Origin of the sequence: Microbacterium sp. CGR1 (assembly GCF_001266755.1) — a bacterium.
Taxonomy (GTDB): domain Bacteria; phylum Actinomycetota; class Actinomycetes; order Actinomycetales; family Microbacteriaceae; genus Microbacterium.
Map to the genome: position 1 here is coordinate 3199822 of NZ_CP012299.1, position 13207 is coordinate 3213028.

The following is a 13207-nucleotide window of genomic DNA, read 5'->3' on the forward strand; positions in this document are numbered from 1 at the left end:
CCGTCATGACCTTCGAACCCCTAACGCCGTCTCAGCCGATGGTGCCGCCCGTGCTGTATCTGCCGTTGAGCGTGACGTCGACTCCGGAGGCGCAGCTCGTCGAGATCAGGGAGTTGAAGGACGGGCGGCTCGCTCTCCTCGCATACACGGCGCTCGACCGGCTGCTGACGCTTGCGGGCGAACGGCAGCCGTGGATCCTGGTGCGCACCGAGGACCTCGCGGAGATCAAGCGCGCGCAGCCGTACGACGTCGTGATCTTCGATCTCGATGTGCCCGCGTCGTATCGACGGGACGGGGCGATCGCATGACTCGCATCGCGATGGACCCGGAGGTCATGGCCGTTCACGCGAGCATGCATGAGGAGGCCGTGGAGGCGATCGAAGGCAAGCTCGCCGCCATTCCGACCGCCGTCGACGGTGGCCTCGCTTCCGATGCGGTGGCGGCGATCATGATGCGGGTCGGTGACGGCGTCGACGCGCTGTACCGGATCAACGGCACGCTCGGAGAGATCGTCCGTGCCATCGCACAGGATTCGGCGACGAACGAGCAGGACGTGATCGATCAGCTCACCCCGGTCGCGACGATCGTCGAGGACCTCTGATGACGATCGACACGACCACCCATGGTGACGCCGCGCAGGTGCGGGCGGCTGCGGAGTGGCTCGATCCCGGTCTGAAAGACGCGGCCGACGGGTCGTCCCGCACGACGAGCTTCATCCCCACGGGCGTGCGATCGCACTGGTATGGCGAATCGGCTGACGACTACGTCACCATCCTGTCGCGAACCACGGACGCGGCGGACGAGATCGCAGGGTTGGCGCGCGACGCGGCGGAGAAGCTGCGCTCGTACGCCGGCCAGCTGGAGCGGATGAAGGAGGACTTCGCCGCGCATCGGGAGAAGGCCCGTGGCGAGGGGCTCCCCGTGAACGGAATGGTGATCGGTCGGCCGGTCTCCCTGATTCCCGTGTGTCCTGCGACGCGCGACGATCCGTACTGGGATGAGTGGCAGCAGCACCTCGACCGCATCGACCTGTACAACAAGATCGCCGAGGACGTCGGTTCGTGGTGGGGCGAGCTCGAAGTCTGGATCAGCGAGAATCTCGACGGCTTCCTCGATGGGCTCCCGACGCAGTCCACCGCACAGAAGATCCTCGCCGGGCTTCACGAGGCGGGCGGTGAGGCTCCGAAGATCTACCTCGAAGGGCAGGCGCTCGCGTGGAAGACGACGGCGAGCGACCTTGTCTCCCATGCGGAGGATCTCCGCCTCGGGGCCTCCGACTTCGTGCGTGAGCTGCGGTCCGGGAACCCGGCTGTGAAGGCGGCTGCGGAGGCGGCCAACCCCGGCGGAATGCGCTGGGCGGCGGACGAGGCGGAAGACCTCGCTCGGCGACTCTCCCGAGCGGGCAAGGCGCTGCCGGTCGTGGGCTGGGGCATCGACATCTGGAACCTGGGTTCCGACATGTCCACAGGTGACGACCCCTCCTCCACTGCTGTGGAGATCGGCGGCGGTGTCGTCGGCGGCATCGCTGCCACCGCCGGCGTCGCGGCTCTCGCCGCGGCGGGTGTGATCACTCTGCCGGTCTGGGGCACTGCGGTCGTCGTCGGCGGGGCTGCGGTGGCAGTGGGCGCCGGCGCTGTCTGGGCGTACGAGAGCTGGGTGCCGCAGGACGTGCGGGAGTCCATCGATGCAGGGATGGAGAACGCATGGGACGCGACCACGGACTTCGCCGAGGACGCGTGGGAGAACACCACCGATTTCGTCGGCGACGTCGGTGACGGCGTCGGGAAGGCGTGGAAGGGTCTGTTCGGGTGATGGGGCAGGAGAAGACCGCGGAGACCGTCTGGGTTCCCGGCCATGCCGGATGGCAGGGCCAGAAGGGGTCGACGACGGGGCTGGTGGTGCTCGGCGTCGTGCTCACGGCAGCAGTCGTCTTCTATGCGGTGACACTGCTGGCCGACCCCGCCCCGGCCATGAAGCTCCTCGGATCGGGGGTCGTGCTGGCGGTCGGCGTCGCGGCGTGGCTGTTGACCGCTCATCTCCGGATCGAACGAGTGAGGGTCGTACGGGTTGCGGTCGACGGATCGACGGTCGTGTTCGGCGGTGCTGCGGAGGTCGTCTGGCCGCTGCGCGCGTTCGTCGCAGCCGGAGCGCTGCTCCTCACCGGATGGGCGTGGAGCATCTTCACCGTTCCTTCCGAACGGATGACGATACTGACTCTGCTGGGCGTGCCGGTGATCGGGCTGATCCTGCTCACCGTCGGCGTGCGCTCGTGGTTCCGTCCTCTCGACGGCCATCGCCTCACCCTGCGTCGTGACGGGGTCGAGCTGCGGATTCCACGCAACCGCGTGAATGCGGCCTGGGATGAGATCTCGGCTGCATCGTTGGAGGGCGATCGCGTGGTCGTCCGGACGACGACGACGCGTCCATCCTCGTGGGCGACGCGCGATCTCGCGAGTGATCCGGTGATCCTCGCGGAACTCGTCTCCTTCTACGGGAAACGCCCCGAGGCCCGCGCCGAGATCGGAGCGGGAACTCTCGCTCGACTTCGCTCGGGAGACTTCTGAGCGCGAGACGTGTGAATCCGCGACCTCAGCGCGTGGCGTCGGCCAGATGACGCGCGTCGTGACTCAGCACCTTGACGATGATGCCGTGGCGACGCAGCTCCTTGGCGGTACGTGCGCCCTCTTCGGAGTCGCGGCCGAGAGCGTTGATGTTCGCCACGACCAGGATGTCACCGGGCTTCAGCGTGCTGATCAATCGCGACAGCCGATCGCTCCAGCTCTCGAGGATGTCGGGAGCGGGGTGCCGGAATCCTTCGATCGGCACCCCGAAACGCGTGAGATCGTCGCGCTGCTCGACCACCGAGGGCATGCCCTCGCGGGAGACCACGAGCCCGACCAGACGTGAACCGTCCGGGCGTGCGAGCCAGAAGTCGCGATTCTGCTGCAGTTCGGTGAAGCACTTGGGGCACTCCGCAGCCGCGTGCGGCAGATGCAGCGGGCTCGTCAGGGCCTCGTCGACGGATGCCGTCGCCTTCATGGGATCGATCGTCTCGCTCATCGCGCACCTCCGGCATCCATTCTGCCCTGCGCGGAGCCGGAGCGGTGACCTTTCAGAGCATCCCGAGGGCTGTGACCACGTCCCGTTCCTCGACGAGCTCGGCCACCGAGGCGTCGATGCGCGTGCGGGCCCACTCGCTCACCTCGAGCCCCTCGACGATCTGCCATTCTCCGTCGACCGACCGCACGGGGAACGACGAGATCAGGCCGGCGGGCACGCCGTACTCGCCATGCGAGACCACGCCGGCCGAGGTCCAGTCGTCGGTGCCGCGCACCCAGTCGCGCACATGCTCGATCGTGGCGTTCGCGGCGGAGGCGACGGACGATGAGCCGCGCACCTCGATGATCTCGGCACCTCGCTTCGCGACCCGGGGGATGAAGGTCTGCTCGAGCCACGTGGGCACATCGCCGACGATGGCCTCGAGCGCATCCGCGACGGGCCTGCCGCCGACGGTCGCGTGCGAGACGTCGGGGAACTGCGTCGCGGAGTGATTGCCCCAGATCGGCACACGTCGCACGGTGTCGACCGGCACGGCGAGCGTCTGTGCCAGCTGGGCTCTGGCGCGATTCTCGTCGAGCCGGGTGAGCGCCGCGAATCGCTCGGCCGGAACGCCGTCCGCCGAGGCCGACGCGATCAGCGCGTTCGTGTTCGCCGGGTTGCCGACCACCGTGACCCGCACGCCATCCGCGGCATGGGCGGCGATAGCGGCACCCTGGGGACCGAAGATGCCGGCGTTGGCCGCGAGCAGGTCTCCGCGCTCCATGCCCGGCCCGCGCGGTCTCGCGCCGACGAGCAGAGCGAGATCGCACCCGTCGAAGCCGACGGCCGGGTCGTCCGTGACCTCGACGTGCTCGAGCAGTCCGAAGGCGCCGTCCTGCAGTTCGAGGGCCGCACCCTCGGCGGCGCCGAGCCCCTGAGGGATCTCCAGCAGCCGCACCCTTACCTTCTCGTCGGGGCCCAGCAGGTCTCCCGCGGCGATCCTGAAGAGCAGTGCGTAGCCGATCTGTCCGCCCGCACCCGTGAGCGTGATGGTGGTCGTCATGCCTCGAGCCTACGACGGTGCGAGCCCGTGGCGCAGAGTACCCTCGTGGCATGACCTTCAACCCTGACGCAGACGTCTCCGGCAACACGGCCCGCCGACGTGGCCGTGGTGCCGTCGTCGCCGGAGCGGGCGGCGTCGGCCTGCTCGGCATCATCGCCCTGATCGCCGGACCCCTGCTCGGCATCGATCTGACCGGCCTCCTGGGCGGCGGCACGACGGGTGGCGGGACGGAGCCGCAGGGTGGCAGTGTGATCGAGAACTGCCAGACCGGCGAGGATGCCAACGAGAACGTCGACTGCCGTGTCGCCGCATCCCAGCTCGCGCTCGACGGCTACTGGGAGGACTACATCGATCCGTATCGGCCGCCGCAGCTGATCGTGGTCGATGGAGCGACCTCGACCGCCTGCGGCACCGCGTCGAACGCGGTCGGTCCCTTCTACTGCCCGCCGGATGAGACGGTCTACATCGACCCCACGTTCTTCGATCTGATGGAGCAGCAGTTCGGAGCATCCGCCGGCAACCTCGCCCAGCTGTACGTCGTCGGGCACGAGTGGGGACACCACATCCAGTACATCACCGGCGTCATGGACAGGTACCCGAACATCGGCACGGGGCCGGACAGCAACGGCGTGCGCGTCGAGCTGCAGGCCGACTGCTATGCGGGTGCGTGGATCGGGCAGATGACGAAGGAGAAGGACCCCGACGGGGTTCCTTACCTCCTGCCGCCGACCGAGGCGGAGCTCGAGGACGCCCTTAACGCCGCGAACACCGTCGGCGACGACAACATCCAGCAGCAGTCGTCCGGCACCGTCAATCCCGAGAGCTTCACGCACGGCACGAGTGTGCAGCGCAAGGCCTGGTTCGCCCAGGGATACACCAACGGTCTGGACGTCTGTGAGCAGCCGCTGACCGTGTCCGGCGGAGAGCTGTAGGCAGGCGCGATGGACCTGGACGCGCTGTACCCGCCCATCGAGCCCCATGAGACGGGCGAGCTGCTCGTCGGTGACGGACACCGCATGTACTGGGAGGTCAGCGGGAACCCCGAGGGCAAGCCCGTGGTCTTCCTCCACGGCGGACCGGGCAGTGGCACCTCGCCCTGGCAGCGACGATTCTTCGACCCGGAGGTCTACCGCATCGTGCTGCTCGACCAGAGGGGCTGCGGGCGCAGCACCCCGCACGCGAGTGCGCCGGACGCCGACCTCCGCTTCGTCACCACCGCGCACCTGATCGCCGACATCGAGCTGCTGCGCAAGAACCTCGGCGTCGAGCAGTGGCAGGTGTTCGGGGGATCGTGGGGTAGCGCGCTCGCACTCGCCTATGCGCAGGCTCATCCGGATGCCGTCAGCGAGCTGATCCTGCGAGGCATCTTCACCCTTCGGCGCGCAGAGCTCGAATGGTTCTACGAGGGCGGGGCCGCCGCGCTGTTCCCCGACCTGTGGGAGGAGTTCATCGCTCCGATTCCGGTGCTCGAGCGCTCGCACATGATCGAGGCCTACCACCGGCGTCTGTTCGACGCCGACCCTGCGGTGCATGGTCCGGCGGCGGTGGCCTGGTCACGGTGGGAGGCGTCGACCGTGACCCTTCGCCCGGACGCCGCGCAGATCGAGGCGATGTCAGACCCGGACACGGCTATCGCCTTCGCCCGGATCGAGAATCACTTCTTCGTGAATCGCGGATGGTGGAGCGAGGGTCAGCTGATCGACGGTGTCGACGGCATCCGCCATATCCCGACGGTCATCGTGCAGGGACGCCACGACGTGTGCACGCCGATGATGACGGCGTGGGATCTGCACGTGGCCTGGCCGGAGGCGGAGTTCGTCGTGGTCGACGACGCGGGTCACTCGGCGACGGAGCCCGGCATCCAGCGAGCGCTGCGTGCAGCGACCGACCGCTTCTCGGCCTGACGGCTCGCGGCCGCAGGGAGTGCGTCAGGCGCGCAGAGCCGCAGTCAGCGTCTTCACCAGCCGGATCAGACCGCCGTCGGCGCGGAATCGCGTGAGCCCTTCGCTGACCGTCGCCCCCGTGCGCGCGGAGACGAACCACGGCGGCTTCGGGAGGATGCTGAGGAGTCCGCCGCCATTCGCCACCGGGAGCGACCGGGGGAAGGGACGGAACGGTCCGCGGATCACCGAGCGCTCGACGCGGTCGAGCAGGAGCGCGTTGTGGACCACTCCGATGCCGCTGCCGACGTCGGCGATCGTGCTGCCGGGGAATGCTCCCCAGGTCATCGTCGGGGTGATGAAGCCGAAGGCGGTCCAGCCGTTGATCGCGATAGACCCGTAGCGCAGGGCGGCGATGGCACGGTCGAATCCGGCGCCGAGGGCCTTCTCAGTCGACGGCTCGATGAGCAGGTTCGCCCCGAGGGTCCCCTGCAGCCGGTCATTCGCATAGGCCACCGCCGAGTCGAGGAACTCCTGACCGGTTCCGGTGAGCGAGACGACGCCCAGCACCGGGGCGAAGTACTCGGTGCTCTGCAGCGCCGTGGCGTCGTCGCCCTCGGAGACCTCGACCAGCACTCTGTCGCCGAGCACGAGGGCATCGGGGTACGCGTCGGTCGCGAGGTGCATCCGCGAGGGGGAGCCCGGGTACCAGATCGGTCGTTCCGGAGCGTTCGCATAGGCGCGGCGGAGGGCCGCCCGGAAGTCATCGGCCTGCGCCCAGTCGGAGGACATGATGACCACCTGCCCGGCGATGCAGTTGTGGCCGCTGTTCTGCAGGCGCATGGTGGCGACGTGCTCGGCCTGGTACGTGAGATCGGCGTCGGTCCACTCGCCCGGCACGATGATGATGGGCGATACTCCGCCGAGCTCGGCGGTGATGGGCTTGTTCAGCAGCGGGCGGTCCTCACGGCGTCGCCGGGTGGCGGCAGCTCCGGTGCCCCACACGATCGTGTCGAAGGTCGCGGCCGATCCGGTGATGTGCACGTGCGCGAGGCCGGAATGGCCGGTGAGGTAGGTGCCGACCTCGGGCCCGCCACGGGTGATGCGCAGCAGTCCTGGGCCGATGAGCGGTGCGAGCGCCCGCTTGTAGACGGGCACCAGCGCATCCTGGGTCGGATTGACCTTGAGCAGCGCCGTGCGATTGTGCGCGAGCAGTTCGTAGAGCACGTCGAGCACGGGGATCGAGGTGATGTTGCCGGCGCCGAGCACGAGCCCCACGCCTCCCGATTCCGAGGGTGTGCGCTGGGCCAGTCCGGCCGCGGCGCGTGCGCCGTTCGGGGTCACCCCGGGTTCGAGCCAGACCTCGCCCGTGTAGCCCGAGAGCAGGAACCGATCGAGGCCCGTGAGAGGGAAGGCATGCACGCGGGTGCGTCCACCCGGGGCGCGGTCGATCGTGATCCCGTCGAGCGGGTTGGTGCCGTGCGCGAGGCGCGCGAGGGTCTCGATGTAGGCGTCGAGGGCGCCAAGAACGCTGTAGGGACCGCTGAGCCATTCCTCGCCACGCAGCGGATGCCGGGCGTCGAGGCCCTTCGAGGCGGCTGCGGTGTGCGCCCAGTCCTCAGCCGCGGCGGCGACGCTCGAGCGGACGGCCCGCAGGAGCGTGACCCGCTGAGCCAGCGTCAGCGCTGCCCAGGTTCGGGTGCCGGCGTGCAGGTCCTCGATCGCGGTGTCGAGGCGAGTGCGCTCGGCCTCACCCAGCTCGGGGCTCGCCGTCGAAGCGGCGGGCGTTGTCGCAGAAGTCATCGGCGTCTCCTTCGGACGGGATCCCAGCTTATGTCGCGTACTCCGGTCGGGTGTCGATGTCGGCGCGACGCAGACGGTAGCGGCGGAGCGTCAGCAGGCTCGCTGCCATCAGGAACGAGGGGAGGATGCTGAACGCCAGTACGATGCCCGTGATCGCGGCATCCGGTTGTGAGACTGTGGCACCTGCGACGCTCGACACGTAGCCCGTCGCGGCGAGGGTGAGGGACACAGCGCTCGCTCCGAGCGCGAATCCGATGGTCTCTCCCGCCGTCCACACTCCCGTGAAGGTGCCCGCCTGCCCGCGCCCGCTGTGCCGCTCATCGTGCGAGATCACGTCAGGGAGCATCGCCATGGGCAGCGACTGCAGCCCGGCGTAGGCGATGCCCGCCACCGCGATCGAGCCGTACATCCACGCTCCCGGCGTCCAGACCGCGACGACGAGCGATGCGGCGGCGATCAGGAAGACCCCGCTCGCGATCGCGAACGCCCGCTCCTTGTCCAGGCGTCGCGCCACGATCGTCCACCCCGGCGTCGCCACCAGGGCGGGACCGACGAGTGCCAGGAAGACCAGCGTGACGGCGTCCTCCGAGCGCAGCACCCAAGTCGCCACGTACTGCGCGCCGGCGAGCATCGTGCCGGTGGCGAGCGCCTGCAGGAGGAACGTGCCGAGCAGTGCGCGGAAGGGCTGGCTGCGACGCAACGTGCGCAGGCCCGCAGCGTACTGCTCACGCAGGCCCACGGGGGCGAGGGCCTTCGGTCGGTCAGCCGCGGCCATGCTCCGCGCGGCCGCATCGGCTGTCCGCGATGCGATGAGCATGCCGATGCTGATGACCACACCGGCGACCACGCCCATCAGCAGGTATCCCGTGACGGGGTCGGCGGTCGCCCGTCTCAACTCGGGTCCACCGGCGCCGAAGAGCAGGATGGATGCGGTGAGCACGACCACGCGCCACCCGAGCAGGCGGGTGCGCTCGTCGTACCCTGACGTCAGCTCGGCGGGCAGCGCGACGTAAGGCACCTGGAACAGGCTGAATGACGTCGCGGTGGCGAGGAACGCGAGCAGCACGCACGCCGCGCCGGCGAGGGGCCCCCACGCCGGCGGCACCGCGAAAGTCAACGCGAAGAACACGGGGAGTGTCAGAGCGCCGACGACCATGAGTCCGCGACGCGAACCGGTCTTCGCGTACTGGCGGTCCGAGGCTGCGCCGATCAGGGGGTCGATGACGACGTCCCAGATCTTCGCCGCGGTCACGATGAGACCGGCCGCGAGTGCGGCGACGCCGAGATTGTCGGTCAGGAAGTACGTCAGCACGAGCCCGGGCAGCGTGGCGTAGCCGCCTGTGCCGAGCGAGCCGATCGCGTACAGGGCGACCGTGCGAACGGGCAGGCGGACGGACGCTCGTTCGGGCCGAGCCGCGGTGCTCATCGCGCCAGTGTATCGGTGCGCGACGAGGCCGCTTCAGGTCAGATCAGGGAGAGTTCGCGGAGCTTCGACTCGACGTCCGCGTTCGACGGCTCGACGTGGTGCGAGGAATCGGGGTAGACCACGACGGGGATGTTCGTGCGACCGGAGATCTCCTTCGCGACGTCGGCCGCGGAGGGGTCGGCGACGAGGTCGACATAGGTGTACTCCACGCCGAGGGAGTCGAGCTGCTTCTTGGTGCGGATGCAGTCGCGGCACCAATCGGCACCGAACATCGTGATGGCGGAGTCTGCAGGAGAAGTCATGTATCCAGCGTAGAGCCGCTCGGCTGGGCAGGCGCCGAGACGGCGGATGCGGCGATGCGACTGATCCGCCATTGATAGATAAGGGTACCCTTACCTATACTCGGGCGTATGAACAGCGCATGCGAGCACCTCGAGGATCCGGAATGGGAGAACATCGAGGGAGTCGTGCTGATCGCGGGTGATTCGACCGATGCCGGGGCCATCGCTGCCATCGCCGCTCGCATGCCGTGGGATGCCGAGGGGGTCATCCTCATCGAGGCGGCCGCTCGCATCCAGTTCCGCCACATCGACGTGCCCGAGGGAGTGTCCGTGCGGTGGCTGCTGCGCGGTGACGGTGCCCGTCAGCATGCGAAAGGCGAGCGCCTCGCGAACGCGGTGCACTCCTGGTGCGTCGAGTGGACGTGCGCGGAGCCGGCGCTGCAATGGACGGTCTGGCTCGGTGCGCACACGCCGCCGCACGTCGCACGGATGGCGCGCAGCCTGCTCGGCGTCGCGAACTGACTGACGGCAGGGTCCGGCCCGGGCCCGCCCCGCCGTCAGTCAGGGGCAGTCAGCGCGTCGCGAGCGCAGGAGCGCCGCCGACGGTCGCGCCTGCGCTGATCGCATCGAGCGCACGACGCAGCGACGAGCTCGACGTGTGCGCGGTGTACGGGAAGTACACGACCTCGACGCCGACCTCCCCGAACTCCCTCTCGAGCCGCAGGCCCTTCTCGGTGCCCCGCCAGTCGTCGCCCTTGAAGAAGTGCGTGAACTGCACGTCTCGCCACGAATCCATCTTCGACGGCGTGGTCTCGACGTACACATCATCGACGAACGAGATGTGACGGACGATCTCCGCCCGCTCAACGGTCGGGATGACGGGCTCGATGCCCTTCACCTGCCGCAGCATCTCATCGCTGACGACACCGGCGACGAGAATGTCGCAGTGCTGCTTGGCGTGACGAAGAAGGTTGAGATGCCCGACATGAAACAGGTCGAAAGCACCCACGGCATAGCCGATGCGCGTCCCCATGATCTCCCCAGATCAGTATTTCCCCAGAGGCGGATCCCCATCCGCCCAGCGACTCCCACAGCCGCATCCCGTCACTCTAGCAGGTCGCGGTTTCCCGACGCATAGGAACACATGGAACTATGGAGTCCGCAGTGATGCCGGTACAGGCGAAGGGGGCGGACAGTGGGGACAGCGGTCACCGTCATCGTGCCGACCTTCAACGAACGCGACAACGTCGCTGAACTGGTGGCCCGCACCGCGCTCGCGCTCGCCGCGTACGACGCCGAGATCCTGTTCGTCGACGACAGCACAGACAGCACGGCCGCCGAGGTCGAGCGGGTGGCAGCCGATGCTCCGCTGCCCGTGCGCGTGATCCACCGGGCCGACAACACCGGTGGGCTCGGGGGAGCGGTCGTCGTCGGGCTGGAGGCCGCACAGCACGATCTCTGCATCGTCATGGACGGCGACCTGCAGCATCCGCCCGAGCTGCTTCCCGTTCTCCTGGGAAGGCACGGCGAAGGCGGTGCCGATCTCGTCGCCGCCTCGAGATACATCGGCGGCGGCGACACGAGCGGCTTGGGAACGGCGGTCCGCTTCGGTGTCTCCAGGGCGGCCACCTGGCTGACACGGGCGATGTTCCCGATCCGTCTCGCCCGCAGCACCGATCCGATGACCGGGTTCTTCCTCGTCGACCGGTCGCGTCTGGACCTGGCCGCCCTCAAGCCGCAGGGATTCAAGATCCTCCTCGAGATCCTCGCTCGCACGGACCTCCGCATCGCCGAGGTGCCGATGGAGTTCGGCGAGCGTCGTCACGGGACCTCCAAGGCGAGCCTGCGTCAGGGGGCGACCTTCGTGGCGCACCTGGCCAGACTCCGATTCGGCAAGATGTCGCTCTTCGCGATCATCGGAGTGATCGGTGCGGCCGCGAACCTGGGGATCATGTGGCTGCTCACCGCCGCAGGTGTTCCTTATATATGGGCCGCGATCATCGGCGCCGAGGTCACGATCATCGGCAACTTCCTCCTGCAGGAGCGGTTCGTCTTCGCAGACATGCGCACGGACGCACGCGGACTGGGCGGCCGATTCGCCGCGTCGTTCACCTTCAACAACGTCGAAGCCGCACTGCGGATCCCCGTGATGGCGCTCATGGTCGAGACCTGGCATATCTCCAGCGTGCTCGCGACGGGGCTGTCGCTCATCGTCGCCTTCTTCGCGCGATTCCTCTTCCACTCCCTCGTGGTCTACGCGCCGCAGCGGCGGGCGAAGGAGGCGACGGAGGACGGGGAGCCGAAGCCGGATACGGCGACGCTGCGCATCATACGGGCGATCGATGCCGAGGCGATGAAGCCCGGCGAGCTCTGAGTCGAAGAGCGTACGACCGGGGCCGCCGGTGCTGCGGATGGCCGCGCTCCGACGCCGGGATCGAGCGACGTCGATGGCGTGCGAGGATGTCAGGCGGGGAGGCGACATGAAGCGCAAGGCACTGGGGGCCGTGATCGCGCAGGCGGCGCAGGCGGGTATCGGTCTGCTCCTGCAGATCCTCGTCGCCCGACTGCTCGGCATCGAGGAGTACGGCCGATTCGCGATCCTGTACGGGGTGGTGATCGTCGCCACCGCTGTCGTCACCGGCCTGGTCGGCGATTCCCTCGTGGTGCTCGACCGCTCGCAGCGCCCGATCAGGGCAGGCCTCGAGGCGATGCTGCTCGCATCATCCGCGGTGCTGGCGGTCGGCTCCTTCCTGATCGCCTGGCTCACCGGATTCTCTGACGCAGGGGAATCCGCGCTGTTCGCACTTGCTCTCGCCGCGTTCGCGGTCGAGGAGATCGTCCGGCGGATGCTGATCGCGCATCTGTTGTTCATCCGCACCGCGATCACCGACGTCGCAGGATTCGTCGTCGCGCTCGCCATCATCCTCACGGTGCATGTCACGGGCACCCTGACACTCGCCGCCTTCCTCGGCGGCATCGCCGCGGGACAGATCGTCGCGACGTTCGTCGGCTGGTTCCTGTCACCTCGGAGCGACAGGCGTCTCGTGGGCCTCCGTGGTGCGGACATGGCCGCGGTCTGGCGGTATGGAATGTGGCGTGGGCTTCAGCAGGTGCTGCGCCCGAGCCTGTTCACCGTGCTGCGTCTGCTGGTGCTCGCCGGCGCCGGGCTCACCGCCGTCGGTCTGCTCGAGGCCGCTCGCACCTACACCTCTCCGCTGATCCTCGTGATAGGCGGGCTCTCGTCCTTCCTCTTCGTGCGCTTCGCCGACCAGCACAAGGCAGGCGGAAGCGGATCCATACGCGAGGCCGACCGTGTCGTGGTCTTCCTGCTCGCAGGCACGGTGGTGATGAGCGCGATCGCCGTGGTGCTCATCCCGTGGGTGAGTCCGCTCCTGTTCGATGTCGAGGTCGACCCGCTTGCTGTGATCGCATGGCTGGCCTACGGAATGTCCGTCGCTGTCGTGACCCCGTACGGGGCGTTGGGGGCGGTCGCCGGTCGCCAGGTAGCGGTATTCGTGATCCGTCTCTCCGACACGATCCTCGCGATCGTGGCCGTGATCGTGATGATCGCGCTGGGTGCGCAACCGTCGACGCTGCCGTTCGCGCTCGCCGTCGCATCACTGCTCGGGGGTCTGGGCCTGCGTTGGCTGGTCGTCGCGGGTCGTGGCCCCGGCAGCCCGCGTGGTGACAGAGCACAGGACCGTGAATGATAGGT

General features: G+C 68.5%; 15 protein-coding genes. 9 read left to right on the plus strand and 6 right to left on the minus strand.

Annotated elements, in window-relative coordinates; all coding sequences use genetic code 11:
* The first annotated feature begins 5 nt into the window (after window positions 1-5).
* Genes AKG07_RS15325 through AKG07_RS15340 form a run of 4 tightly spaced genes read left to right on the plus strand, consistent with a single transcriptional unit; the run spans window position 6 to window position 2564 of the window.
* Window positions 6-308, plus strand: coding sequence for an SAV_915 family protein (locus AKG07_RS15325; RefSeq protein WP_053098678.1), 303 nt, complete (start codon window positions 6-8; stop codon window positions 306-308).
* Window positions 305-601 carry a hypothetical protein gene (locus AKG07_RS15330; RefSeq protein ID WP_053098679.1) on the plus strand — a complete coding sequence of 99 codons (297 nt, stop codon included), beginning with the start codon at window positions 305-307 and terminating at the stop codon, window positions 599-601. Before AKG07_RS15325 ends, AKG07_RS15330 begins: the two co-directional genes overlap by 4 nt.
* On the plus strand, window positions 601-1812 hold the full coding sequence (locus AKG07_RS15335) for a hypothetical protein (protein WP_053098680.1): 1212 nt from the start codon (window positions 601-603) through the stop codon (window positions 1810-1812). Before AKG07_RS15330 ends, AKG07_RS15335 begins: the two co-directional genes overlap by 1 nt.
* Window positions 1812-2564, plus strand: a complete 753-nt coding sequence (locus AKG07_RS15340) for a hypothetical protein (protein ID WP_053098681.1) — start codon at window positions 1812-1814, stop codon at window positions 2562-2564. The genes AKG07_RS15335 and AKG07_RS15340 overlap by 1 nt, the downstream gene beginning before the upstream one ends.
* A 25-nt stretch (window positions 2565-2589) precedes the next feature.
* On the opposite strand, the gene AKG07_RS15345 is transcribed toward AKG07_RS15340, so the two are convergent.
* Together AKG07_RS15345 and AKG07_RS15350 are read right to left on the minus strand one after the other, a co-directional pair.
* Complete coding sequence (locus tag AKG07_RS15345; protein WP_053098682.1) at window positions 2590-3060, minus strand: recombinase family protein; 471 nt, start codon at window positions 3058-3060, stop codon at window positions 2590-2592.
* 52 nt (window positions 3061-3112) lie between these two features.
* The gene (locus tag AKG07_RS15350; protein WP_053098683.1) at window positions 3113-4102 is read right to left on the minus strand and encodes a malate dehydrogenase; all 990 of its coding nucleotides are present in this window, start codon (window positions 4100-4102) and stop codon (window positions 3113-3115) included.
* A 50-nt stretch (window positions 4103-4152) separates the two neighbouring features.
* Here AKG07_RS15350 and ypfJ point away from each other — a divergent pair, with 50 nt between their 5' ends.
* Together ypfJ and pip are read left to right on the plus strand one after the other, a co-directional pair.
* Window positions 4153-5034: a KPN_02809 family neutral zinc metallopeptidase gene (gene ypfJ / locus AKG07_RS15355; RefSeq protein WP_053098684.1), complete on the plus strand. Its 882-nt coding sequence runs from the start codon at window positions 4153-4155 to the stop codon at window positions 5032-5034.
* A gap of 9 nt (window positions 5035-5043) precedes the next feature.
* Window positions 5044-6006: a prolyl aminopeptidase gene (gene pip / locus AKG07_RS15360; protein WP_171821979.1), complete on the plus strand. Its 963-nt coding sequence runs from the start codon at window positions 5044-5046 to the stop codon at window positions 6004-6006.
* A gap of 24 nt (window positions 6007-6030) precedes the next feature.
* Here the strand turns inward: pip and AKG07_RS15365 are convergent, their stop codons facing one another.
* From AKG07_RS15365 to AKG07_RS15375, 3 genes are read right to left on the minus strand one after another with little or no spacing between them, the layout of a single operon-like run.
* The gene (locus tag AKG07_RS15365; protein ID WP_053098685.1) at window positions 6031-7785 is read right to left on the minus strand and encodes an aldehyde dehydrogenase family protein; all 1755 of its coding nucleotides are present in this window, start codon (window positions 7783-7785) and stop codon (window positions 6031-6033) included.
* Window positions 7786-7813: 28 nt separating this feature from the next.
* Entirely contained in the window at window positions 7814-9211 is a 1398-nt protein-coding gene (locus AKG07_RS15370) for an MFS transporter (RefSeq protein ID WP_053098686.1), read from the minus strand.
* 38 nt (window positions 9212-9249) lie between these two features.
* Window positions 9250-9513 carry a glutaredoxin family protein gene (locus AKG07_RS15375; protein WP_053098687.1) on the minus strand — a complete coding sequence of 88 codons (264 nt, stop codon included), beginning with the start codon at window positions 9511-9513 and terminating at the stop codon, window positions 9250-9252.
* 108 nt (window positions 9514-9621) lie between these two features.
* Here AKG07_RS15375 and AKG07_RS15380 point away from each other — a divergent pair, with 108 nt between their 5' ends.
* Complete coding sequence (locus tag AKG07_RS15380; RefSeq protein ID WP_053098688.1) at window positions 9622-10014, plus strand: SIP domain-containing protein; 393 nt, start codon at window positions 9622-9624, stop codon at window positions 10012-10014.
* A gap of 49 nt (window positions 10015-10063) precedes the next feature.
* On the opposite strand, the gene AKG07_RS15385 is transcribed toward AKG07_RS15380, so the two are convergent.
* Window positions 10064-10525: an adenylyltransferase/cytidyltransferase family protein gene (locus tag AKG07_RS15385; protein WP_053098689.1), complete on the minus strand. Its 462-nt coding sequence runs from the start codon at window positions 10523-10525 to the stop codon at window positions 10064-10066.
* A gap of 162 nt (window positions 10526-10687) precedes the next feature.
* Here AKG07_RS15385 and AKG07_RS15390 point away from each other — a divergent pair, with 162 nt between their 5' ends.
* Both AKG07_RS15390 and AKG07_RS15395 read left to right on the plus strand, forming a co-directional pair.
* Window positions 10688-11866: a glycosyltransferase gene (locus AKG07_RS15390; protein WP_053098690.1), complete on the plus strand. Its 1179-nt coding sequence runs from the start codon at window positions 10688-10690 to the stop codon at window positions 11864-11866.
* Window positions 11867-11972: 106 nt separating this feature from the next.
* Window positions 11973-13202 (plus strand): lipopolysaccharide biosynthesis protein, encoded by a 1230-nt coding sequence (locus tag AKG07_RS15395; RefSeq protein WP_053098691.1) that lies wholly within the window; start codon window positions 11973-11975, stop codon window positions 13200-13202.
* The last annotated feature ends 5 nt before the right edge of the window (window positions 13203-13207 follow it).